At 64.0% G+C, this 21906-nt stretch carries 21 protein-coding genes; 7 read left to right on the plus strand and 14 right to left on the minus strand.

The features are described from left to right. Positions 1 to 50: 50 nt before the first annotated feature. The 7 genes from B0G57_RS13640 to B0G57_RS13670 form a co-directional block, all read right to left on the minus strand. Positions 51 to 1697 (minus strand): GMC family oxidoreductase, encoded by a 1647-nt coding sequence (locus B0G57_RS13640; RefSeq protein WP_018443925.1) that lies wholly within the window; start codon positions 1695 to 1697, stop codon positions 51 to 53. After that, the gene (locus tag B0G57_RS13645) at positions 1687 to 2373 is read right to left on the minus strand and encodes a gluconate 2-dehydrogenase subunit 3 family protein (RefSeq protein ID WP_018443926.1); all 687 of its coding nucleotides are present in this window, start codon (positions 2371 to 2373) and stop codon (positions 1687 to 1689) included. Before B0G57_RS13645 ends, B0G57_RS13640 begins: the two co-directional genes overlap by 11 nt. Further along, complete coding sequence (locus B0G57_RS13650) at positions 2370 to 3386, minus strand: hypothetical protein (protein ID WP_018443927.1); 1017 nt, start codon at positions 3384 to 3386, stop codon at positions 2370 to 2372. Before B0G57_RS13650 ends, B0G57_RS13645 begins: the two co-directional genes overlap by 4 nt. 16 nt (positions 3387 to 3402) lie before the next feature. Beyond that, positions 3403 to 4581 carry an enolase C-terminal domain-like protein gene (locus B0G57_RS13655; protein WP_018443928.1) on the minus strand — a complete coding sequence of 393 codons (1179 nt, stop codon included), beginning with the start codon at positions 4579 to 4581 and terminating at the stop codon, positions 3403 to 3405. Between the two features lie 74 nt (positions 4582 to 4655). Beyond that, entirely contained in the window at positions 4656 to 6245 is a 1590-nt protein-coding gene (locus B0G57_RS13660) for an efflux transporter outer membrane subunit (protein WP_018443929.1), read from the minus strand. Positions 6246 to 6248: 3 nt separating this feature from the next. Further along, positions 6249 to 7811 (minus strand): DHA2 family efflux MFS transporter permease subunit, encoded by a 1563-nt coding sequence (locus B0G57_RS13665; RefSeq protein ID WP_018443930.1) that lies wholly within the window; start codon positions 7809 to 7811, stop codon positions 6249 to 6251. Positions 7812 to 7841: 30 nt separating this feature from the next. Then, positions 7842 to 9005 (minus strand): HlyD family secretion protein, encoded by a 1164-nt coding sequence (locus B0G57_RS13670; protein WP_018443931.1) that lies wholly within the window; start codon positions 9003 to 9005, stop codon positions 7842 to 7844. 271 nt (positions 9006 to 9276) lie between these two features. On the opposite strand from B0G57_RS13670, the gene B0G57_RS13675 reads away from it, so the two are divergent. From B0G57_RS13675 to B0G57_RS13700, 6 genes are read left to right on the plus strand one after another with little or no spacing between them, the layout of a single operon-like run. Beyond that, positions 9277 to 9537 carry a hypothetical protein gene (locus tag B0G57_RS13675; protein WP_018443932.1) on the plus strand — a complete coding sequence of 87 codons (261 nt, stop codon included), beginning with the start codon at positions 9277 to 9279 and terminating at the stop codon, positions 9535 to 9537. Further along, positions 9534 to 10487, plus strand: coding sequence for a cytochrome c oxidase subunit II (coxB, locus tag B0G57_RS13680; RefSeq protein WP_018443933.1), 954 nt, complete (start codon positions 9534 to 9536; stop codon positions 10485 to 10487). The genes B0G57_RS13675 and coxB overlap by 4 nt, the downstream gene beginning before the upstream one ends. 15 nt (positions 10488 to 10502) lie before the next feature. Then, entirely contained in the window at positions 10503 to 12509 is a 2007-nt protein-coding gene (gene ctaD / locus B0G57_RS13685; RefSeq protein WP_018443934.1) for a cytochrome c oxidase subunit I, read from the plus strand. Positions 12510 to 12511: 2 nt separating this feature from the next. After that, the gene (locus tag B0G57_RS13690; protein WP_018443935.1) at positions 12512 to 13132 is read left to right on the plus strand and encodes a cytochrome c oxidase subunit 3; all 621 of its coding nucleotides are present in this window, start codon (positions 12512 to 12514) and stop codon (positions 13130 to 13132) included. 41 nt (positions 13133 to 13173) lie between these two features. After that, positions 13174 to 13584: a hypothetical protein gene (locus tag B0G57_RS13695; protein ID WP_018443936.1), complete on the plus strand. Its 411-nt coding sequence runs from the start codon at positions 13174 to 13176 to the stop codon at positions 13582 to 13584. A 25-nt stretch (positions 13585 to 13609) separates the two neighbouring features. Continuing rightward, positions 13610 to 14977 carry a c-type cytochrome gene (locus tag B0G57_RS13700; protein WP_018443937.1) on the plus strand — a complete coding sequence of 456 codons (1368 nt, stop codon included), beginning with the start codon at positions 13610 to 13612 and terminating at the stop codon, positions 14975 to 14977. 401 nt (positions 14978 to 15378) lie between these two features. Here the strand turns inward: B0G57_RS13700 and B0G57_RS13710 are convergent, their stop codons facing one another. Together B0G57_RS13710 and B0G57_RS13715 are read right to left on the minus strand one after the other, a co-directional pair. Beyond that, a complete protein-coding gene (locus B0G57_RS13710; protein ID WP_018443939.1) occupies positions 15379 to 15897 on the minus strand; it encodes a PRC-barrel domain-containing protein in 519 nt (172 codons plus the stop codon). Positions 15898 to 15977: 80 nt separating this feature from the next. Beyond that, positions 15978 to 16184, minus strand: a complete 207-nt coding sequence (locus B0G57_RS13715; RefSeq protein WP_018443940.1) for a hypothetical protein — start codon at positions 16182 to 16184, stop codon at positions 15978 to 15980. Between the two features lie 206 nt (positions 16185 to 16390). Between B0G57_RS13715 and B0G57_RS13720 the strand changes: the two genes are divergently transcribed. Beyond that, positions 16391 to 16762 carry a hypothetical protein gene (locus tag B0G57_RS13720; protein ID WP_026230274.1) on the plus strand — a complete coding sequence of 124 codons (372 nt, stop codon included), beginning with the start codon at positions 16391 to 16393 and terminating at the stop codon, positions 16760 to 16762. On the opposite strand, the gene treF is transcribed toward B0G57_RS13720, so the two are convergent. From treF to B0G57_RS13745, 5 genes are all read right to left on the minus strand, one after another. Then, positions 16681 to 18528, minus strand: coding sequence for an alpha,alpha-trehalase TreF (treF, locus tag B0G57_RS13725; RefSeq protein ID WP_018443942.1), 1848 nt, complete (start codon positions 18526 to 18528; stop codon positions 16681 to 16683). The genes B0G57_RS13720 and treF overlap by 82 nt on opposite strands. Positions 18529 to 18944: 416 nt before the next feature. Next, a complete protein-coding gene (gene phbB, locus B0G57_RS13730) occupies positions 18945 to 19688 on the minus strand; it encodes an acetoacetyl-CoA reductase (protein WP_026230275.1) in 744 nt (247 codons plus the stop codon). Positions 19689 to 19768: 80 nt separating this feature from the next. Further along, positions 19769 to 19966, minus strand: a complete 198-nt coding sequence (locus B0G57_RS13735; RefSeq protein ID WP_018443944.1) for a hypothetical protein — start codon at positions 19964 to 19966, stop codon at positions 19769 to 19771. 1001 nt (positions 19967 to 20967) lie between these two features. Further along, the gene (locus B0G57_RS13740; RefSeq protein ID WP_018443945.1) at positions 20968 to 21489 is read right to left on the minus strand and encodes a PRC-barrel domain-containing protein; all 522 of its coding nucleotides are present in this window, start codon (positions 21487 to 21489) and stop codon (positions 20968 to 20970) included. Positions 21490 to 21542: 53 nt separating this feature from the next. Next, the gene (locus B0G57_RS13745; protein ID WP_018443946.1) at positions 21543 to 21776 is read right to left on the minus strand and encodes a DUF2795 domain-containing protein; all 234 of its coding nucleotides are present in this window, start codon (positions 21774 to 21776) and stop codon (positions 21543 to 21545) included. Positions 21777 to 21906 lie beyond the last annotated feature (130 nt).

Consider the following 21906-nt stretch of genomic DNA (forward strand, 5'->3'; position numbering starts at 1 on the left):
TTTGATTTGTCGCAACGGGCATGCCACGGACAGCCCTATCCATCAGGCCTTTACAATTCACCACGTGCGCGCATCGCTGCGATACGGTCCGCCGTTCTGCAGGCGATTGCCTGAATGGTCAACGAAGGGTTCACGCCCCCCACGGTCGGGAACACCGAGCCATCGCAAATCCAGAGGTTGGGAATATCCCAGCTTCGGCAATCGGCGTTGACGACGCTAGAGCGTGGATCGTCGCCCATGCGTGCCGTGCCGTTCAAATGGCACGTGTCGTCGGTTTGAAGCCATATTTCGCGAGCCCCGGCGGCCGCTAACGCTTTCCCCATGAAGTCGAGCGCGTGACCGATGAGTCGCTTGTCGTTGTCGCAGAACGAATGCGTCACGCGCGCGATCGGAAGGCCGAGCGAATCCTTTTCGTCCGCGAGCGTGACCCGATTCGTCTCCTGCGGCATCGTTTCGCCGACCATCTTGAGCCCCGCCTGATGGTTGTACTTCGCCATCTCATCATGGAGTGTCTGCCCCCAAAGGCCACGCCCGTTTTGCACGGCAACCCAAGCATTCGGCAACGGGCCCTGGCTCATATAGCAATAGCCGCCGAAAAAGTCCTTGCCTTCGTCGGTGTAGTTCCAGTGCTCGGTCATCGCGAGCGAAGGCGGTCCCTTGTACCAGCGCACCTCTTCGTTCATGATCCCCCACGCCGCCTGGTTAGCCTGCACCATCAGGTTCTTGCCGACGAGGCCTGACGATCGGTTCGCGAGTCCTTCGGGAAAGCGCGACGTCGCGGACAGCAGCAAGAGGCGCGGCGTTTCGATCGCGTAGCCGGCAACGACAACGTTGCGAGCGCGCTGAAATTGCCAGCGACCCTCGCGGAAATATTCGATTCCCGTGCAGCGATCATTCGAACCGACATCGATGCGGCCCACCATGGCAAGGTCGCGGATTTCCGCGCCGGCCCGAACCGCGCGCGGTATCCACGTAACGAGCGCGCTTTGCTTCGCATTCGTCGAGCAGCCGGTCACGCAGAATCCGCGATAGACGCAGGGATGGGCGCGGCCGCGTGGAGCGGAGAGCGTTGCGAGCGGCGTCGGGCACCAGCGGATGCCGAGCGCTTCGGCGCCGCGCGCAAGGACGAGTGCCGCTTCATTGAGCTCGTGCGCACGGTAAGGGTAGCGGGGCCTCGCGGGTCCCCAAGGATAGCGCACGGGCCCGGATATCTTCAGCGCATCCTCGACGTAGCTGTAGTAGCGCCACATTTCGCGCCAATCGACGGGCCAGTCCGCGCCATAGCCGAGCATGCTGCGCGACTTGAACCATTCGGGGCGAAAGCGCAGCGAGACCATCGCGAAGTGCACCATGCTGCCGCCTACCGCGCGTCCGCTGTTGTTGCTGCCGAGCTTCAGCGGCCAGTCGCCGTCGCAAATGCGGTCATCGGTCCAGTAAAGCTTCGCTTGATGCGTCTCGTCCGACGCGAATTCCTCGAGCGGGCGCCACCATGCGCCGGCATCGAAAGCCACGACCGAAAAGCCTTGCTCGGCGAGCCGGCAAGCGAGTGTTCCGCCGCCCGCACCGGTGCCGATAATCGCGAAATCGACAGGCTCGTCGACGGGGTACTCGCGCATCGGCACCCAGCCGCCGATCGAAAAGACGTCGGGCGCGCGGCCATTCTTGCCGCGCGGCGTATGCATCGCGTCATCGAGCACGGGCGTTCCCCTTTGCAGCTTGCGCCTCGCGGCCCGGGCGCGCTTCGACGGCTTCCCAAGGGTCGCGCCGATTGGCCTGCATGCGGACATACCCGCGCGGATTGGCCGGGCCGCCGAAGCCGATCTCGCTCCAGGCGTGAGGATGCGAGTAGTAGGCGGAGCCGATGTCGTGCAGCAGACGAAGACTGAAAAAAACGTCGCACGGCATGCCCCGCCACGACGGATGATCGAGCTCGCCGCGCTGCATGCGGGAAAGCAGATCGCGTTGAGCCTCTTCGCTCAGGTCCGCGAAAGCCGCGTGATGACGTGCGCGGCTTTCCTCATCGATCGCGGCGAGACCGGTTCGCCAGGCTTCTCGCAGCGGCGGCAGGCGCGCGTCGCGGTAGCCGTCGCGGGCATCGTCGGCGAGCTTCGTATCGACGAGCCCTGCCACCGGTACGCGCGGCGGCGCGAAGCGTCGATGTTCGGCGTCGACGGACTCGTCGAGCGATTGCGGCACGATGACGGCCGCGAGTGCGCAAAGCGCTCGCCATTCGGTGTCGGTGCAAAAGCGCGGCGCATTCGGTTGCGCCAGACGTTTCTCGATGATGGCGCGCGTCGCATCGTCCCACGAGGGCGTATCGCGCTTCGCCAGCACGTCGTAGCCCGGATAGCGCGACCGAGCGGGTTCGTTCATGATTGGCGGCCTCCCCTTTCAGGCAACTCCGTTTCGCGCAATCGCAATGCCGCGAGCCCGGCCGTGGCAAGCGCGGTGAAGCTCGGCGGCGCGGGTAGCGGCGGCCCGTTCAGCACGTTCTGCGACCAGTTGCGCCAGCCGCCTTGTTGCCGCGCGACACCGCGTGTATGGAACGCAACGCCGATCGCGCCCAGCGCGGCCGTGACGCGCAGCCATAGACGTGTCCACCAGCGCTCGCGCGGTGTGGCGAGCGCTGCGCGCAGAAGCAACGCGGCCGCAACCGGCGGCACGGCGACGGGCGCATACATGGCGCGGTGCTGAAATGCGCCGCGGAAATGCAGGAGGCCCACTTCGCCGACGGTGCCGACGAGTCCCGCGGCCGCGAGCAGTGCGAGCGCCTTGCCGGCCGGCATCCCGAAGAGGCGCGGATCGTAGGAGGGCTCGTCGCGCAGCCTCTCGCCGACCGCGCCGAGCGTGCCCGATAAGAACAGCGCCATCGGCGCGCCGAGCGGCGCCCCGTAAAAGAGGTTGTGCCAGCTCCAACCCCCGGGCCGTTTCAGCACGTTGTAGAGGTGAAAACCCGTGCCGGCGATGCCCACGCCCGCCGCGCCCATGTACACCGCGCGGCGCAGGCTGTGGGTGCTCTCGAGGCGGTCGGCGCCGCCGTGGATGCCGGCGATCAGCGTCATTGCCCCCGCTGCAAGCGGCACGAACATGCCCGGATTCATATACGAGCCGCGGTAGTGCTCGATGGCCGAATCGGTGAGCGCCGACCACGCAAGCAACGCTGAGCTGCGGTTGAAAGCGCGCGCCGCGGCGATATGCGCGGCGAATTCCGCTGAAGGGCGCGCTCGAGCGTGCTCGACGATTGCCGGCACGACCGCTTTGGCACCCCGCCGCGCGAGGGCATCGCGGCGCGCTGGTTTCGTGAATGCCCTGGCGGCGATGATTCCGCCAGCGATGCCTGCTGCAATGCCCAGCCCCGTGAGCAGTCCGTCGTATGATCGGCTCATCGTAACGTCCGCGCGCTCATATCGCGTAGCGCTCGGCGTCGCGGCGCTTGAACTCGAGACCGCAGCCGGGGCGTGACAGATCGGGCATGATCGCGCCGTCCCGCGGACGCGGCGCGCCGTCGAACAGCATCGATTCGATGCGAACGTGGTCGTGGAACCATTCCTGGTGACGCAGGCGCGGCGCCGCCGCGGCAACGTGGAGATGCAACGCCGGCGCGCAATGCGCGGAAAGCGGGATGTGCCAGGCATCGCAAAGGTCAGCCGCTTGCAGAAAACCCGTCACGCCGCCGCAGCGAGTCAAATCCGCCTGCATGACGTCGACTGCTTCGGCCTCGAGCATGTGACGAAAATCATCGGCCGTATAACCGTATTCGCCGGCCGCGATATCCATCGACGCAGGCGCTGCGCACCGCACCGCATTGAGTCCGGCGAGATCGTCCGATGAGACAGGTTCTTCGAACCAGGAAACCCCGTGCTGCGCGAAACGCTCGGCACAGTCGAGTGCTTGCTTGACGGTGAGCGCGCCATTTGCATCGACGAAAAGCTGGCGCTCGCCGATGGCGTCGCGCGCCGCTTTCACGCGTTGCGGATCGCGCGCGGGATCGCTGCCGACTTTCATCTTCACCGCCCGGCAGCCGTCGTTCTCGACCCATCGCACGAATTGCTCGCGCAGTTGTGCGTCGGTATAGCTCGTGAAGCCGCCGCTCCCGTAGATCGGCACGCATTCGCGCGCCCTGCCGCCCAGCAGGCGCACGAGCGGGACTTCGACGAGCCGTGCATTGAGGTCCCAGAGCGCGCAGTCGATGGCCGAGATGGCGGTCGCCGCGAGCCCGGAGCGGCCGAGGTTGCGCACGCGCCGCCAGAGTTTCAGTGAAAGCGCGCGGATGCGCCTCGCGTCCGCATGCAGGAGTTCGGGAGCGAGCGTATCGACGATGAGGCTCGCCGCGCTGGCATCGGTATAGGTATAGCCGAGCCCGGTGCAGCCGCCCGCATCGATTTCGACGACGACGATCGTCGTCGCATTCCATTCGAACGTGCCATCCGCTTCCGGCAGATCGGTCGGAATTTTATAGGGCCGCGCGCGCACGGCCGCGATAGGGGTGGTATCCGTCGCGGCGTGAGAGTCGTCGGAAGCGTCTTTGATCGGCGTGGCGCCGGGTGCTGAGTTGGCGGGCGAATCCTGATGTGCGTTCATCGTGGTTCTGCGAAGGGAATGCTTACGAACGTGAACCAATCAGCAAGCGGCATGCCGCCTGCCGGCCCAATTCGTCATGTTTGCTGCCATCCGCCGCCCAGCGCTTTGTAGAGCGCGACGAGATCGGTCGCGACTTGGGTCGTAGCCTGCACGTATTGCTGCTTCGCCTGCGCAAGGCGAGTTTGAGCATCGAGGACCTGAATGAACGTGCTGAACCCCTTCGCATAGCGTTCGCGCGCGAGATCGAATGCCGATTGGTCGGCATCGACGCTGCGCCCGAGTGCGTCGCGGTGAGCCAGATCGCTGCGGTAGACGGCGAGCGCATTGTCGACGTCGCGCAGCGCGACGAGCACCGTCTTGCGATAGTTGAGCGCCGCCTCGGCTTCCCGCGCGTTGCTGAGTCTTAGATTCGCGCGTAGCGTGCCGCCCGAAAAAATCGGCAGCGAAATGGCGGGCCCGAACGAATAGAAAAGATGGGACCAGCGGGCGAGGTCGGACGAGTATTGCGCGCGCGTGCCGATTTGTCCCGTCAGCGAAATGTCGGGAAAGAACTGCGCGACGGCCACGCCGACGTTCGCCGTTGCCGCATGCAGTTGCGCCTCCGCCTGGCGAATATCCGGTCTGCGCCGCGCAAGCGTCGCGGGAAGGCCGATCGAGACGCTCGGAGGTACCGGCGGGACCGCTTCGTGCCGCTCCAGCTCAGCGTCGAGCGAACCGGGCGGTGCGCCCACGAGCAGCGCGAGCCCGTTCTCGGCTTGGACGATCTGACCGTCGTAAGGCGGCAGTTGTGCTTCGGTTTCGGCAACTTGCGCGGCGGCCTGCTTCACGTCGAGCGCGCTCGCGAGTCCGACCGACGCCTGACTTTGCGTGAGCCGCAGCGTTTGCTGAGCATCGTCGACGAGTTGCTTCGCGAGGTCGTATCCCGCTTGCGCCCCGCGCAGTTGCAAATAGGTTTGGGCCACCTCGGCCTCGAGCGAAAGCAGCGCGTCGTTGCGGCTTTCGCCGGCCGCCTGAACCTGAGCCTGCGCCGATTCGACCGAACGGCGCACGCGGCCGAAAAAGTCGAGCTCCCACGAAGCATCGAAGCCGGCCTGCCAGAGATTGATGGGCGAACTCAGGTTATTGAGTGCGTTTTTCAGGCCGTTACCGGCGGCGGCACCGGCACCCGGGGAGATTTTATCGATAGGCGAACCCGGCTGCGCGAGTCTGTCCGCATCGTCGTAAATTCCATTCTCTTGGAGAAGCCCTTTGAGCCCGAGTTGTTCGCGCTGATAGCGTGCGCTCGCGCGCAGGTTGGGCAGTCCTTGCGCCGCCGTCGATTGCACCTGGATACGAGCCTCGGCGATACGCAGGACCGCTTGCTGCAAGTCGAGATTGCCAGCCCGCGCGCGCTCGATCAGCCGGTCCAACATCGGGTCCTGAAACCCATGCCACCAGCGCGGATCCGGGTCGGCATCGACAACGACGGGCGATTCGTGCCGCGCCGCCCCCGCCGTTGCCGCCTTATCGTCGCGCTGCAGGTCGTGCCATCCGGCGGGGGCATGCGCGTCCGGCGGGCGGAAGTCGGGACCGACGGTGCACGCGGCCAGCGTGGCGGCAACCGTAAGCAGCAGGCCGAGCGGGCAACGCAACGAGCGTGCGGAGCGTCTCTTCGTCGTCGCCATCGCTCAATGCCCCCCGCCACCGGCCGCCTTTCCGGGCGAAAAGAAGAACATGAAGGGCACGCAGACGGCGCACAGGATCGTCAGCATCGCGAACACGTCGATATAGGCGAGCATCGATGCCTGCTCGATATACGTCTGATACATCATTCCGTTGGCCGTTTGCGCGGCCAGCGCGGGAGGCTGACCGACGAAGCTCGTGATTGCCGCGGCACGCTCGTGCGTCGCATCGACGAAGTTCTGCGAAAGCGTCGACATATGCGGAGACAAGTGCGCCATGCGTGCCTGAGTCCGTTCCCGCACGAGCGCGGTGGAGACGGAAATACCCACCGATCCGAAGACGTTGCGGAACATCGTAAACAGCGCGGAGGCATCGTTGTTGAGATCGGGCGGTATGCTCAGATAGGCGATCGATGTGATCGGCACGAAGAGGCAGCCGATGGCGACGGATTGCGCGAGGCGCATTTTGACGAGCGTCTCGTAGTCGATGTCCGGTGCGAGCGTGTGCGTGTACGCGAGCGCGGCCGCCAGCACCGCGAAGCCGAAAGCGATGATGAAACGCGTTTCGATGACAGGCATCAGGCGGCTCACGATCGGGATCTCCATCGTGATCAGCACGGCCCCGGGAGATAGCACGAGGCCCGCCAACGTCGCCGTGTAGCCGAGGTGCTGCTGGGCCAGTTGCGGAATCAGCACCGCGCTGCCGTAAAGGATCATCGCGAACGCCGACATGGCGGCGCAGCCGAGCGCGAAGTTTCGGTCCTTCATCACGTCGAGCCGCACGACCGGGTGCTTCGCATAGCTGAGCCAGAGCGAAGCGCCAACGATCCCGATTGCCGCCAGCGCCGCGAACGTGCGAATGAAGCCCGAGCCGAACCAGTCTTCGTCCTCGCCCCGATCGAGCATGACCTGAAGACAGCCGAGGCCCACGGCCAAAAGCGCGATGCCGATATAGTCGATCGACAGCTTTTCGCCGCTTTTGCGGGCCCACGGCGGATCCTCGACGAGCGCCTGTACGCCGAGCGTCGCGACGATGCCGACGGGCACGTTGAGCAGGAACACCCAGCGCCAGGTGAAGTGATCCGTGATCCAGCCGCCGAGCGTCGGCCCGAGCACCGGGGCGACGACGATCGCCACGGCCGAAATCGAAAACGCGCGGTTTCGCTGGGCGGGGGGGAAGGTATCGAGAATGATCGACTGCTGATTCGGTTGCAAGCCGCCGCCGAAGAACCCTTGCAGCACGCGAAATACGATAAGTTCTCCTAAATTCGTCGCGATGCCGCAGAGAAACGAGCAGACGGTGAACGAGACGATGCAGAGCATGAAGTAGCGTTTGCGGCCGATGAGCCGCGCGAGGAACGCCGAGATCGGCAGCACGATGCCGTTCGCGACGAGATAGGAAGTAAGCGTCCATGTTGCCTGGTCGTAGCTCGACGACATCGTCCCCGCGATGTGCGGCAACGCGACGTTGACGATCGTCGTGTCGAGGATCTCCATGAACGCCGCCAACGTGACGACGACGGCGATGAGCCACGGGTTCGCTGAGGGGCGCCACTGCTCGGTCGGCATTTCGTCAACTCGTCGCTTGGGTCATATCGGTCACTTGAAATAGACGGTCGGCTCGACCGAGAGGCCGAAGGGCAACGGATGATCCTTCGGCATTCCGCTATCGATGACGATTTTCACCGGCACCCGTTGGACGATCTTCACGAAGTTGCCCGTCGCGTTTTCGGCGGGGAAGGCGGAAAAGCGCGAGCCGCTGCCCTGCTGGACGCTGTCGACATGGCCACGCAGTTCGAGGCTCGGGTAGGCGTCCACGTCGATCTTGACTCTGTCGCCCGGGCGCATCCGATCGAGCTGCGATTCCTTGTAATTCGCCACGACCCAGACGGGCGGCGTCACCAGCGAAAAGAGCGTCGTGCCGGCCTGCAGATAGCTGCCGAGCTGCACGTTGCGACGGGTGACCCAACCGTCGGCCGGCGCGCGAATTTCGCACCAGCCGAGGTTGAGCTCGGCCTGAGCCAGCTGCGCATGGGCCTGAGAGACGGACTCGCGGCGCTCCTCGACGGCGACGGTCGCCTGCCGGATCTGATCGGGTACGAGCGCCGCCGTGGCGAGGCGTGCGTCGGCTTGCCGGACGTTGGCGCGCGCGGTCGCGGCGCGCGCGTCGGCCGCGTCGATGTTTTGCTGCGTGGTGGCGCGCAGATCGACGCCGTGCTCGCGCGCATAGTCCTTCTCGGCTTGCCGCAGGTCCGCGCGAGCCGAGTCCGTTTCCGCCTGAGCCTGCCGATAGGCGGCCGGGAACTGCACGCGAGCGATGTCGAGCTGCACTTCGGCCGCATGTAATTGGGCATCAGCGAGGCCGAGCTGGGCTCGCGCTTCGTCGACGCGTGCCTGGTAGTCGCGCTTGTCGATGACAAGAAGCAAGTCGCCCTTGTGGACGTAGACGTTGTCGTTGATCGCAAGGCTGACGACGTAGCCGGAGACCTTCGGCGCGATTGCTATCGCGTTGCCGTCGGTATAGGCATCATCGGTCGATTCCTGGTTGCGTGTGGAGAACCACCAGAAGAACGCACCGATTCCGATTGCGACGACGGCGACCGCCAGAATGACGAGCGGCAGCTTTTTGCGCGGCTTACGTCCGTTTCCAGTGCCTTCCGACTCTTTCCGATCAGGGCGGTCGTCGCCGTTCGAGCGGCGTTCGCTTTTGCCCGCGTCTTCTTGATGGCCTGCTTGCTCGGTGGATTCTTCTCCTTCGTTCATGGGGTCAAGGCGGCAATGGGTTGACGAAAGAATGGATAAACAAACGTGCACGAACGTCCGCAATGGCCATGCCCGGCAGGTGCGCTGGCATGTGCCGTGCGCGAGGCACTCGCAAGGGGTTCGGCCGCGCGCAAGCGTGCGCTGGCCAGGGAAATCCAGAGAAGCTTTTACACGGCGACGGGAGTGCCCGCGCAGCGGTTGCTCGGCCTAAATCAGGCATAAGCCTTGCGGCTCGCGGGACGTTCGATGCATCAACGAAAGGCAGAGCATCATGGGCGACAAAGACAAGGAAGTCCGGCAAGCGCAGGATCAACGTCATACCGATGAGCATGACGAACAGCGCGAGGAAGAGCGCATCGACCGAGGTGTCGAGGATACGTTCCCGGCCAGCGATCCGACGGCAGTCGGGGGTGCCACACGAATCGAATCCGGGCGCGAGGCGAACGGCGAGGGCAAGCCGAGCGAAGACGACGGAGCACCCGGTAGCGCGCCCGGCAAGCAGCGGGACGACGATTCTTCCAGCGGACAATGAAAACGGCGCCGCTCGAGTATCTCGCCCATGCGGCGGGACCGGCGAGCGAGCCGACGCAGCAGCTGGAGTGGGCTCTCATCGCGTTGGTCTCGGCGGTCGTCATCATCATCACCGTCCTGCTCGTGGGAGCGATCGCGCGCAGGCGGCCGGGCGCGCGGACCGACCGCGTCGGGGCGGAATCGGTCGGTGTACGGTGGATCTATGTCGGAACGGGAATATCGACCGTCGCGCTGTTCGCGGCGCTCATTTATACGATGGTGACGCTCGAATCGGTCGCGTCTCCGCACCGCGAGCCCGGACTGACGATCGACGTCACGGCGTACGACTGGTGGTGGAAGGTCGAATACCCGGACCCGGACAATCCTTCGCAGAGCTTCGCGACAGCGAACGAGATTCATATTCCCGTCGGCGTGCCGGTACAGGTGAAGCTGCGCAGCGCCGACGTGATTCACGCTTTCTGGGTGCCGCAACTCGCGGGCAAAACCGAGACGATTCCCGGCCAGATCAACGAGCAGTGGATCGAAGCCGATGCGCCGGGCATTTATCGCGGGCAATGTTCGCAGTTTTGCGGCGCGCAGCATGCGCATATGGCGTTCGAAGTCGTGGCGGAGCCGGCCGCGCAGTTCGATGCATGGCGCCGTTCGCAGGCGCAGGGCGCCGCGGCGCCGGCGGCGCCCGACGCGATCGCCGGCAAGCGCATTTTCAACGATCGTTGCGCGGGTTGTCATAGCGTGCGCGGAGGCGGAGCAGCCGGCATGCAAGGGCCAGACCTCACTCATCTCGCGTCGCGGCGCCTCATTGCGGCGGGCCAGCTCACCAATACGCCGGAAAACCGGCTCGACTGGATCGAGCACGCGCAGCAATTGAAGCGCGATTCGTTGATGCCTTCGATGCCGTTGTCGGCGTCCGATGCCACTGCCTTATCCGCCTATCTCGCCACACTGCAATAACAAAGGAGCTTGTCGATGTCCGATACGCCCGCATCGTCATCGTCCCTTCCCGGCGAATCGCAGAACTCGTTGCGGCTGTCGCGGCCGCTCGTGCGCGGAACCATCGATGCCGAAGGCGAGGCGCGCCTTCGCGAGATGTGGGAGACGCGGCCCGGCTGGCGGGGATGGTTTTCGACAGTCGATCATAAGGAGATCGGCCTTCGCTATCTCGTCACTTCGTTCGTCTTTCTGCTGATCGGGGGGCTCGAAGCGCTCGTGATGAGAATTCAGCTTGCGGGGCCGAACGAGACGCTGCTGACGCCCGAAGCATACAACCAGCTTTTCACGATGCACGGGCTGACGATGATCTTCCTCTATGCGCTGCCCGTGCTCTCGGGGTTCTCGAACTATCTTTGGCCGCTCGTCTTCGGCGCGCGCGACATGGCTTTGCCGAGGCTCAACGCGTTTTCGTATTGGGTCTATGTCTTTGCCGGCATTTTTCTCTATGCGAGCTTTCCGCTCGGACTCGGCGCCGATGCCGGATGGTTCAACTACGTGCCGCTTTCGGGGCTCGCTTACGATGTCGGGCCCAACATCGATGTCTATGCGCTCGGCATGGTCCTACTCGGCATCTCGACGACCGTCGGTGCGGTGAACTTCATCGTCACGCTGTTGAGAATGCGCGCGGCAGGCATGTCGCTCGATCGGATACCGGTGCTCGTGTGGGGCACGTTGACGATCTCGGGCGCCAATTTGTTCGCCGTGCCTTCCGTCAGCCTTGCATTCTTCATGCTCTGGCTCGATCGCCGCATCGGCACTCATTTCTTCGATGTGACCGCCGGTGGCCACGCGCTGCTCTGGCAGCACATGTTCTGGATCTTCGCGCATCCATGGGTCTATGTGGTCGTGCTGCCCGCGATGGGCATCGTCTCCGACGCGCTGCCCGTGTTCTGCCGGCGCCCGCTCGTCGGCTACGGGCCGGTTGCGATTTCCACGGTGGCCACGATGGTGATCGGCTTCGTCGTGTGGATCCACCATATGTTCGCGACAGGACTGCCGCCGCTCGCGCTGTCCTTCTTCGGATCGGCAAGCATGATCATTACGATACCGAGCGCGGTCGCGACGTTCGCCTGGGTGGCGACGATCTGGACCGGCCGGCCCGTGTTTCGTGTCCCGTTCTTCTTCTTCGCCGGTTTCGTGCTGCTTTTCGTGATCGGCGGCGTGTCGGGCGTCATGACGGCGGCCGTTCCGCTCGACTGGCAGCTGACCGACACCTACTTCATCGTCGCGCATCTGCACTACGTGCTGATCGGAATCAATGTGTTTCCCGTTGTAGGCGCGATCTACTTCTGGTTCCCGAAGTTCACGGGGCGAATGATGAGCGAGCGGCTCGGCCGAATCGTGTTCTGGCTCATGTTCATCGGCTTCAATCTCGGCTTTTTCCCGATGCATATCGCAGGGCTGCTCGGCATGCCGCGGCGGATTTACACCTACGCGCCGAACATGGGCTGGAATACGGTGAACTTGCTCACCACGATCGGGTCATTCGTTTTCGCCGTGGGCGTGCTGCTCTTTCTCGTCGACGTGTTTTACAGCCGCAAGCACGGACCGATCGCGGGCGACAACCCCTGGGACGGTCATTCACTCGAATGGGCGACGTCCTCGCCGCCGCCGCCGTACAACTTCGCCGTACTGCCGATCGTCGCAAGCCGCCATCCGCTTTGGGAGGGGCGTATCGAAGGCGAGAGCGAAGACGGACCGCGCTCGCGGATCACCGAGGGCTATCTGCTCGACCGTGGAAGAGAGGCGCTCGGAACGACCGCCCTCGAAGCCGAGCCGTACGTCATTCTGAAGATGCCCGAGGACTCTTACACGCCATTCTTCCTCGCCCTGTTCGGGGCGCTGTTTTTCACCGGTCTCGCCTTTCGTGCCTGGGTCTTTACAGGGCTGATGCTTGCCGCCTGCGCCATATCGCTGATCGTCTGGCTCTGGCCGGAGCGCGCCTTGATCCAGCGCGAGCCGGAACCGGCTTCGGGAGGTTGACCATGGCCAGCGATGCGCAATCGGCCGTCTTGCTCCAGCCCGGCAACACCGTTCCCGTCGGCAGTGCCGGCGAACGGGCAGCCGGCTGGCTCGCTTGCCTCATGCTGATCGTGACCGAAGGATCGCTCTTCGGCTATCTGATCTTTTCGTACTTTTACCTCGCGGTGCAGAACACGCGCCATTGGCCGCCTGAAGGCCTGCCGAAGCTTCCGCTCGGCTCGATCAATACGCTGATTCTTCTATCGAGCAGCGGCTTCGTCTGGCTTTGCGAGCGGTTCGTCAAGCGCGGGCGTGTGCGGTCCGCCGTCATATCGATGATCGTTGCCATCGTGCTCGGCATCATCTTCGTGGGAATTCAGCTCCACGAGTGGCATGCGCATCCGTACGGCCTGACTTCGAATCTCTACGGCTCGCTCTATTTCACGATCACCGGGTTTCACCTGGCTCACGTGCTCGTGGGCCTCGTCGTGCTGATTTTGCTCTGCACGTGGACCGCACTCGGCTACTTCGAAGCGCATCGTCACGCCGCATTGACGATCGGTGGGCTCTATTGGCACTTCGTCGATGTGGTGTGGCTCTTCATCTTCACGACGATCTACTTGACGCCGTACTGGATCAGATAACGATATTGCGCGCGCAGCGTGCGACAAAAGTGGAAAGACTCATGGAAATGACAAGCAATGCCGAATCGATATCGCCATGGCGAGTGTTTGTCGCGGTGCTCGCGGCGCCGGCCGCATGGACGATGCAGGTCGCCATCGCCGAAGCGCTCGTCGCGCAAAGCTGCTTTCCCTACGATGCGCCGATGCGAGCCTCGTATGCGGACGCCGCGTTGCGTGCCGTCATCGGCGTAAGCGCGGCCGCACTGCTAGTCGGTATCGCCGGGACCTATTTCTGCTGGCGCTACTGGCGCCGCCTCGCGGCGAAATCGCCGGGCGAGAAGGGCGGCCAGCAGGGGAGCCGTCCGAACGGCGAGACGTTCGTCGCGCGCGTGGGATTCATGTCGAGCGTCGTATTCCTCTTCGCGCTGGTCGCCACCGACATCGCGACGGGGTTGATTTCCTCGTGCGGCTGACGGTGGACGCGCGGGGGACCGGAGGTTGATCTTGTTTGCACGGTTCGTCTTGTCGGCGCGGCGTCATGCCGGAGCAGCGTTCGTTCTCCTGATCGCATTCGCCGCGCTGGCCGTTTTCTTCATCCGCGTTACACCGGCGCGTTCACAGCCATCCGGCGCCGGAGGGGATGTCTCCCCAGCGCTGATCGAGCGCGGCGCCTACCTCGCGAAGCTTGGCGATTGCGCCGGATGTCATACGGCGGCGCCGGCGAGGAACGGCGGCAAGAAGACCGATCCGTTCGCGGGCGGACTGCCGATGGGCTCGCCATTCGGAACGATCTGGACGAGCAACATTACGCCCGATCCGACCTACGGCATCGGCCGCTATAGCTATGGCGACTTCGAGCGGGCCGTGCGCGAGGGCGTCGCGCCCGGCGGCAAGCGGCTCTATCCGGCGATGCCTTATCCGTCGTTCGCGAAGATCAGCGACGACGACATGCATGCGCTTTACGCGTATTTCATGCACGGCGTGAAGCCGGTGGCGAGACCAGCCCCCAAGACAGATCTGCCGTTCCCGTTCAACCAGCGCTGGGCGCTCGTGTTCTGGGACGAGTTCTTCGCTTCGCACGAACGGTTCTCGCCGCGCGAGGACCGCGGTGTGCAATGGAATCGCGGCGCTTATCTCGTGCAGGGGCTCGGCCATTGCGGCGCTTGCCATACGCCGCGGGGCCCGGCTTATCAGGAGCGCGGGCTCAGCGACGGCGATCCGCTCTATCTCACGGGCGGCACGCTCGATCATTGGTTTGCGCCGAATCTGACGGGGGACCCCGGCTCGGGGCTCGGCCGGTTCTCGGCGGATGACATCGCCGAATTCCTGAGATACGGTCATGGCGGCGGCCTCGCGGCATTCGGCAGCATGGTCGAGGTGATCGAGGACAGCGGGCAATACATGAGCGATGCGGACCGCCATGCCATCGCCGCCTATCTCAAGACTTTGCCGCCTCGCGCGAAGAGCGGCCACGCGAATAGCGATCAGGAAAAGAGCGATCGCACTGTAGACGTCCTGCGCACAGGCGCAATCGAGGTGCCCGGCGCGGGCATTTACAGCGCATTCTGTGCGCGCTGCCACAAGGAAGATGGACGGGGAGAGGCGGGCAAGTACCCACGCCTAGCGGGCAACCCGACAGTCATCGCGCCTGAAACGACTTCATTGATGCGGCTGCTGATCGAAGGCGGGCGCGCGGCCCAAACCGATGGCGGCCCGAAGCCCGAACGAATGCCGTCGTTCGCCGCCAAGCTCACCGATACGGAAATGGCGCGCGTGCTGACTTTCGTGCGCAGTGCCTGGGGCAACGAGGCGGAGCCGGTCACGCCACGCGAAGTCCGAGTCTTGCGGCACGTCCTGCACAAGTGAACGCCGTGACCTGGTGCACGAAGGACGCTGCGCGTCTCGGCACATGCATTGGCGCGGCGACGGATGGATGATGGAGACATCGAATGACGTCTTTTGCTCGCTTTGCGCGAACTGTCGCCGCCGGGGCATTCGCGGCGCTGTGCAGCAGCGCGTTCGCTCAAGGGGTCGTCACCGACGACTCCGCGCGAAAACCCGGAACCGAAGGCGGTGTCGGCACGGCCGGAGCATCGACGGCGGCCTCGGCAACAACAGCGGTCCCGCCGGCCAGTAGCGGAACCGGCGGGGACACTTCGCGCGAGCGCGCGAAACGTCCCGGCCCAGGAAGCAACGCCCCCGCGCGCCGCCCCGAAGCAACGAGCGGCGCATCGCCGGGCTGAGGGGGGAATAGTTCCTACAGTTTCCTACAGCTTGACGCCGCCCGATTCCGGCGCGTCGGGATCGAGATCCTCCGTAGCTGTGCCGACGCCTCGCTCATACTCGTCGTCGGCGCCGAGGCTGCGCCAATAGGGCTCGCGGCCGTAGTACTCGTGAAGCGACGTGGCCCAGGAGCGGTCCGCCATCGCCGGCCAGTGGTCTCGGTCGAATCCCGGCGCGTTCTTGACTCGTTCGGACGACAGCGCGAGCAAAAAGCACTTGCGCGTCGTGTCGAGCGTCAGTGCGCTCCACGGAATGGCGAGCAGCTTGTCCCCGATACCGAGAAAGCCGCCCGACGACATGACGACGTAAGCGATGCGTCCCGTCTGAACGTCGAGCATGATGTCTTTCACCTTGCCCACTTCATCGCCGTCCGTGCTGAGGATCCGGTCGCCGTCCAGCGTACTCGCCGCCATGACGTCGGGGCCCGGCCCTTCCGCCGTTTCGCTGCCTTTACCGACGATGCGTGCGCCCGCCGCGCGCGGGTCAGTGGTGTTTCCGGACATTCTTTGACTACGCATGACTGATCTCCGATTGATGCTGCCTGTTATTCCGGCAATGGGCGTTCCGATGGGACAGTCGGCGGCTATTCGCTTTTGCCGCCGCCGTCGAGGCCGGAACCTTTGCGCCAGACTTCCTTTCCCTTCTCCGAGAGCTCGCCGCAGCTATGCGTCGGATCCGCCTCGGTCTGGTCGGCGGCCATCCGCCCGCCGGGCTGCTCCAGCGAAGGCAGTTTTTTTTGTTTGCGCGCGGAGACGCGCTCGTCTTGCGATCGACCTGCATGCGGATTCATAGGCACTCCTTCGACAAAAACACTCAAGGAGTGTGGCGCATCGCACGTGCCCACGCGGCCCAGCGGCCCACGCGAGGCGGCGAGGGACCGACTCGCGCAACCGTCCGCCGCGCTGATAGGCGCGCACGTTGCTGGCAATGATGGCGGGGATGAACAGTCCTCGATAGTTCACCATTCGTTCATCAGTTCAACGAGGAGATGACGCCATGGGCAGCACATTGGATCCCGACAACGCTCTGCCGGAACCGTCCGACGAGGGTCGCGACACGGGCGCGCTCGGGCCGAGCGACACCTCGGATTCGGGCAGCGACATAGCGGGCGCGAAGCGGCACGATTTCGATCGCGACACGGAACTGGACGAGCACGCTCTCGAGACAGGTGAAAGCGAGCTTTCGAGCGATACGGACAGCAGGGGGACCGGCGAGCGGTCATCGGCCGACGGCGATTCGACCCTGACGGAGGATGCCGATATTCGGCCAGACCGGATCGAGACTCCCTATGGGGCGGGGGAGGAGTCCGAACGCGAATACGAAGGGGAACGCGAAGGAAAGATGCCTCCGGATCTAAAGCAGTCCTGACGATCGGTCATTTTTGCGGCGGTGGCGGCTTGGCCGGGGGGAGCCCCAGCGAAGGAGGCTGAAGCCGCCGCGGGGCGCGCCGCCTTGACATCGACTGCATCCGGATAAAGCGCGATCAGCACGCGCAAGGTGCCGTTGGTCCAGCCGAACCCGTCCTGCAGCGGATACTCGCCACCGCCCGCCGACACTGCGCTCGAGCGCGTGTCAATGTCGTATTTCTCCACCAGCTTGCCCGTACGGACGTAGTACTCGACGGTGGTCCGGATCCAGCGTGTCGCGATCTCGCGCGCGAGGTCGCTCTCGCCATAGCGACGCAGGCCCGTGACGGCGAGGTATTGCAGCGGAGCCCAACCGTCGGGCTCGTCCCATTGCTGGCCGGTGCGCGCTTGCGTCGTGGCCATCCCGCCCGGTCTCAGCAGACCGCGCCTGACGGCACTGGCGACCTTGCGCGCCTGATCGCGCGTCGCCACGCCGGCGAACAGCGGATAGACCGTGGCGGCGGTGAGCCGGTGAGTGAGCGTGCGCTCGACGAAGTTGTAGTCGCCGAACGCCTGCAGCTTGGGATCCCACAGCACCCGACGGATGGCATCGGCGCGCGAGCGTGCGCGTGTTTGCATATTTTCGGCGTGCGCCGCATCGCCCTTCACGCGGTACGCCTTGGCGAGCGTCGTCTCGAGCCCGTAGAGCAGTGCGTTGAGATCGACCGGAATAAGAGACGTAACGTCGATCGACGATAGCGTCCGATCGTCGGCAAACCAGCGCGAGCTGAAATCCCATCCCGTTTCTCCGCCCGCGCGCAAGTTGCGCCAAAGGTCGCCCGCGTTTCGCTGCGGTACTCGCTGCGCCGTTGCGACGTCTTCGCGATACGACTCGTCGCGCGGTGTGTCGCGATCGTCCCAGTATCGGTTCAGCAGCGTGCCGTCCGGTAGCCTCACGAGGTGCCGAAACGCGTGCCCGGGCGAGAGCGTATCGGAGCCATCCATCCAATACGTGTATTCGGCTTTCAATTCGGGCAGATAGCGCAGATAGACCTTATCGCCGTCCTCGTTCGCGATGAGGCCGACCATCTGCGCGAAAAAGGGCGGTTGTGAGCGGCTCAGGTAGTAAGTCCGGTTGCCGTTCGGAATGTGGCCGTAGCGATCGATCAGCGTCGCGAAGTCGTCGAGCTCGTCGACGGCGAGATCGTGGCGCCCACTTTGTTCGAGCCCAAGCATGATGAAATACGAATCCCAGTAGTAGACCTCGTCGAAGCGCCCGCCCGGAACGATGTAGGGCTTCGGCAGCGGCAGCAGCGACGACCAGCGGCTCACGACGGCGTCGGGCCCGCGCCGTAAAACATTCCACAGCGTATCGATATGCTCGACGACGTTCTCATTGGGATCGGATACATAGTTGCTGTCGGAGCGCGGCGGCCCACTGAAATGACTATCGACGAAGCCCCGTAGATCGAAGCCGGGCTGGCCACGGGATGCTTGGTAGTCCGAAACGATCTGCGGCGGCGGCGCATTCGGGATCATATCGGCGAAGGTTTTGCTGTCTGGAAAGACGCCGCCGAGTTCGACGGCGCGATAGAGATCGCCATACAGGTCGGACGGCGGCACCGGCTCGACGGGGGAGGGCTCCGCGTGTGGATTGCCTTGCGCGGCCGGCGGGGAACGAACGGCGCTTCGGGGCACGTCGAACGTCTGGATCGGCTCGGCGCCATGACAGACGCCGGCAAGCAGAAAGACGGCGATGGCGAGGCGTCGCGCGACGGAAAGAGACATAGGCAGTCATCCCGATACGTTGGAAGGGCTGCGGCTCCGAGTCTCCGGGCCGTGGACATCGTTGCCGAGCGAGCACGCGGGCGATGATGCCGTCAGCCTTCGACGCCTGCTGCAAAAACGGTGCCCGAGCGCAAATGCGCGGAGCACTGCAAGAATGGGCCAGAGCAGGGGGCGTAAAAAAGCCGCGCGCTGTCTGATGCGACTCAGGCAGCGCGCGGCGAATTCCGTTCGGCCGCGCCCGATGCGCGACGCACGGGCATGACGAACGGGGGCGGAACGTTAGGGCCTCGAATTGGTGTGAACGGCCCAGGGGCGCGATCGTCCGTGGAGTTCTCGCTGCGCTGTCTCCTCCTACCGCTCCATTTCCAGTTGTGCGTCCGCGGCTCGTCGAACGACGGGCCGCCGGCCGGCTTCGATCACTGCAGATGCTGCCCGCCGTTGATCGCAATGTTGGCTCCGGTAACGAAGCCTGCTTCGTCGGAGCAGAGGTAGGCGATGAGCGCCGCGACTTCCTCGGGTTTGCCGAGCCGTCCGACCGGTATTTCCGGGAGGATCTTCGTTTTGAGCACTTCCTCCGGCACGGCCATGACCATGCGCGTGGCGATGAAGCCGGGCGAGACGGTGTTGACGGTCACGCCCTTGCGTGCGAGCTCGAGCGCCAGCGATTTCGTGAAGCCGTGCATGCCGGCTTTCGCGGCCGCATAGTTCGACTGCCCGAAGCCGCCCTTTGAGCCGATCACGGACGAAATGTTGATGATTCGTCCCCAACCGCGCGCCGTCATGCCCTCGTACCATTGCTTCGTCATGTTGAAGACGGAGTCGAGGTTGGTACGCAGCACGGCGTCCCAAGCGCCCTTGTCGAGCTTCTTGAAGCTCGCGTCGCGCGTAATGCCGGCGTTGTTGATCAATATGTCGACCGCCCCGACTTCCTCGCGGATCTGCGCGGCGCAGCGTTCGCACGAAGCATAGTCGGCTACGTCGACAGCGTAGGCGCGGAACTGTCTGCCTTCAGCTTCCATCTTCGACAGCCAGTTGTCCGCATTCGTGTTGCTCGGAGAGTAGGTGACGAGCACCCTATGCCCGGCATCGTTCAGCCGGACGCTGATTGCTTCACCGATTCCACCCATCCCTCCCGTCACGAGGGCGACCTTGCGAGTCATTTCCTTAGTACTCCTATCTATGTGAGCTGAATAGCGTGGGTTTTTTGGGGCATCCGGCGCGGACCGTGAACCCCCCTTCGTCAGCGGATGCGCGAGCAGGCTTCCAGAACGGAATTACCGTTCTGTGTGATGCGTGGGCGCGAAAGGCCACGCTCCGCTCGTTCGAGCGCGACAAGCTCGCGCTCGAGCAACGTGCTGAGTTCGGCACGGTCGGCCTCTATCTGATCGGGGGCATCCCGAACCAGAATCAACGTCGCGATTTCATGAGGACTCAACATGCTCAACTCCTGATTTCGAAAGGCCTCAGTTGTTTTAATCGAGGTAGTTGCGGGCACAACTACCTGAGCGCAAGCCGGGGATCGCGCATCATTTACATAGTCGGAGAAAAGTGGCGACGAAAACCGGCAAATATTCCGTCAAGCTGCCCAACCAATGCATGAGGCCCTCTCGTGTAATATGTTACGAATTAGTCGTTTCACGCCCTTCCTCGAAGAGCTCGGGAAGGAATTTATTGCAGACGATAACCACTCCGCCGATCGGGGGATGGGTAATTGTTTCGGATTCTCGCTTTCCGGCGAGCCATCATTGGCGATTCGACGTTGGCCACATACTAATACCGATGGGCGCGGTTCGCAATACGGAATGACCACGTTTCCATCGCGACCTACTTACGTTATGAGGAATACGATGATTGAAAACGGTTTCCCGGCGGCTGAATCCGGCTCGAGCTGCGGCCCGGTCATTTTCTCGTAACATTGAAGTGCATATTCAAAACGCTTTATGCCGCGGTTAAAAGAGATCGCGAATCGATTTATACGCTCGTTTGGATAAAACAGGAGCCGTGCACATCTGAATTGTCCATTCACTCCTGAATCGCACGGGTGCCGGCAATGTCTGAAAACGATGTCTCGCCGGTCCGCCGGTTGCTCCGAGTACCCTGAAGGCGCTCGCGCCGACTTTCACGGAGGACCTTATGCAAGAATCCAACGAGCCGCAGAACCCTGGCGATGAAGGGCCGCCCGATGCGCCAGGAGTTGGCGAAAGCCCATGTCATGTGTGCCGCGGCACGGGAATGGTGGAAGGCCAGCCATGTACCGTATGCGGGGGGACAGGCAGGGTGTTGCAGGGAATAGGCGGCGGTTGAGACTCGAACGCTTTGCATCTCAGCTCTCGACGCGTGAAAAAGGGGCGGCGGAGCCGCCCCTTCCTTTATGCCCAAGCGTTGTCGTTGTGACGCCGGCGGCGCTCCGGCCAGGCGGTCGCTCGGAATTACACCGGGTCAGTGGGGCAAGTCGTCGCCGAGCGGCGTGTCGCCGAGCGGCGTGTCGCCGAGCGGCGCTCCCGCTTCATCGCCGCCTCTGGTTTGCGCTGCGCCACGCCAGTACGGCGCGCTGCCGTAATAGTCGTGGAGTTCGTTCGCCCATGCCACGTCAGCCATCGCCGGCCAGTGATTCTTATCGAACCCCGGTGCGTTTTTGACCGTGTCGGACGTCACCCCGAGCTGGAAGCATTTGCGATCGGTGTCGAGCGTCAGCGCGTTCCACGGGATGGCGAGCAGTTTGTCGCCGATACCGAGGAAACCGCCTACAGACATGACTGCATATGCGATGCGTCCGGTGTAGACGTCGAGCATGATCTCCTTGATCTTGCCGACCTCATTGCCGTCCGAGCACATGACCTTGTCGCCCTCGAGGGTGCTGGCCGCCATCACATACGGCCCCGGGCCTTCGGCGCCCGCGCTGCCTTTGCCAACGATACGCGTCTCGCCTTTACTGCCGATCGGATCGGGTGTCGTGCTCATGCTGTTCTCCTAACGTTTCCGTGTCACCGGAGCGGTCTTCGCCCCGCATCCCGCTATTCCATTTGCCCGATCGCCTTCGATACGGCGGCGGGGCTGTCGTAATCCTTGTCGGGCAGGCGATCGATCATATCGACGATATCCTGGTCGGCATGATGGGCGCGCGCGGTCTCGGCAAGGTGCTCGCGCGTCGTCGGGTAGTCGACGCCGGCGAGCGCTTTCTGAATCGCGACGGGCGAGGGGTGCCCCGACCGTCGATGGTCTTGCGAATGAGCCGGGTGTTGGGCCATGGATGCCTCCTTATCGCGCGGCGAACGGCGTTTGGCGCCTCGGGGCGCGGTGTTGTCCGCGCATCGTGCGCGCTCCGCGCGGCCGCTGGGTTGAACACATCGTCATCGGAGCAACGGCCGTTCCAATTCG

It is taken from the genome of Trinickia symbiotica, assembly GCF_002934455.1.
In the GTDB taxonomy this organism is placed as follows: domain Bacteria; phylum Pseudomonadota; class Gammaproteobacteria; order Burkholderiales; family Burkholderiaceae; genus Trinickia; species Trinickia symbiotica.

What these genes read in the sequence shown, in the direction of transcription:
- B0G57_RS13645 (WP_018443926.1), bottom strand. Translation starts at nt 2,373, where the DNA reads ATGAACGAACCCGCTCGGTCGCGCTATCCGGGCTACGACGTGCTGGCG.
- B0G57_RS13665 (WP_018443930.1), bottom strand. Translation starts at nt 7,811, where the DNA reads ATGCCGACCGAGCAGTGGCGCCCCTCAGCGAACCCGTGGCTCATCGCC.
- B0G57_RS13675 (WP_018443932.1), top strand. Translation starts at nt 9,277, where the DNA reads ATGGGCGACAAAGACAAGGAAGTCCGGCAAGCGCAGGATCAACGTCAT.
- B0G57_RS13740 (WP_018443945.1), bottom strand. Translation starts at nt 21,489, where the DNA reads ATGAGCACGACACCCGATCCGATCGGCAGTAAAGGCGAGACGCGTATC.
- B0G57_RS13735 (WP_018443944.1), bottom strand. Translation starts at nt 19,966, where the DNA reads ATGTTGAGTCCTCATGAAATCGCGACGTTGATTCTGGTTCGGGATGCC.
- B0G57_RS13695 (WP_018443936.1), top strand. Translation starts at nt 13,174, where the DNA reads ATGGAAATGACAAGCAATGCCGAATCGATATCGCCATGGCGAGTGTTT.
- B0G57_RS13650 (WP_018443927.1), bottom strand. Translation starts at nt 3,386, where the DNA reads ATGAGCCGATCATACGACGGACTGCTCACGGGGCTGGGCATTGCAGCA.
- treF (WP_018443942.1), bottom strand. Translation starts at nt 18,528, where the DNA reads ATGTCTCTTTCCGTCGCGCGACGCCTCGCCATCGCCGTCTTTCTGCTT.
- B0G57_RS13660 (WP_018443929.1), bottom strand. Translation starts at nt 6,245, where the DNA reads ATGGCGACGACGAAGAGACGCTCCGCACGCTCGTTGCGTTGCCCGCTC.
- B0G57_RS13690 (WP_018443935.1), top strand. Translation starts at nt 12,512, where the DNA reads ATGGCCAGCGATGCGCAATCGGCCGTCTTGCTCCAGCCCGGCAACACC.
- B0G57_RS13670 (WP_018443931.1), bottom strand. Translation starts at nt 9,005, where the DNA reads ATGAACGAAGGAGAAGAATCCACCGAGCAAGCAGGCCATCAAGAAGAC.
- B0G57_RS13710 (WP_018443939.1), bottom strand. Translation starts at nt 15,897, where the DNA reads ATGTCCGGAAACACCACTGACCCGCGCGCGGCGGGCGCACGCATCGTC.
- ctaD (WP_018443934.1), top strand. Translation starts at nt 10,503, where the DNA reads ATGTCCGATACGCCCGCATCGTCATCGTCCCTTCCCGGCGAATCGCAG.
- coxB (WP_018443933.1), top strand. Translation starts at nt 9,534, where the DNA reads ATGAAAACGGCGCCGCTCGAGTATCTCGCCCATGCGGCGGGACCGGCG.
- B0G57_RS13745 (WP_018443946.1), bottom strand. Translation starts at nt 21,776, where the DNA reads ATGGCCCAACACCCGGCTCATTCGCAAGACCATCGACGGTCGGGGCAC.
- B0G57_RS13655 (WP_018443928.1), bottom strand. Translation starts at nt 4,581, where the DNA reads ATGAACGCACATCAGGATTCGCCCGCCAACTCAGCACCCGGCGCCACG.
- phbB (WP_026230275.1), bottom strand. Translation starts at nt 19,688, where the DNA reads ATGACTCGCAAGGTCGCCCTCGTGACGGGAGGGATGGGTGGAATCGGT.
- B0G57_RS13715 (WP_018443940.1), bottom strand. Translation starts at nt 16,184, where the DNA reads ATGAATCCGCATGCAGGTCGATCGCAAGACGAGCGCGTCTCCGCGCGC.
- B0G57_RS13720 (WP_026230274.1), top strand. Translation starts at nt 16,391, where the DNA reads ATGGGCAGCACATTGGATCCCGACAACGCTCTGCCGGAACCGTCCGAC.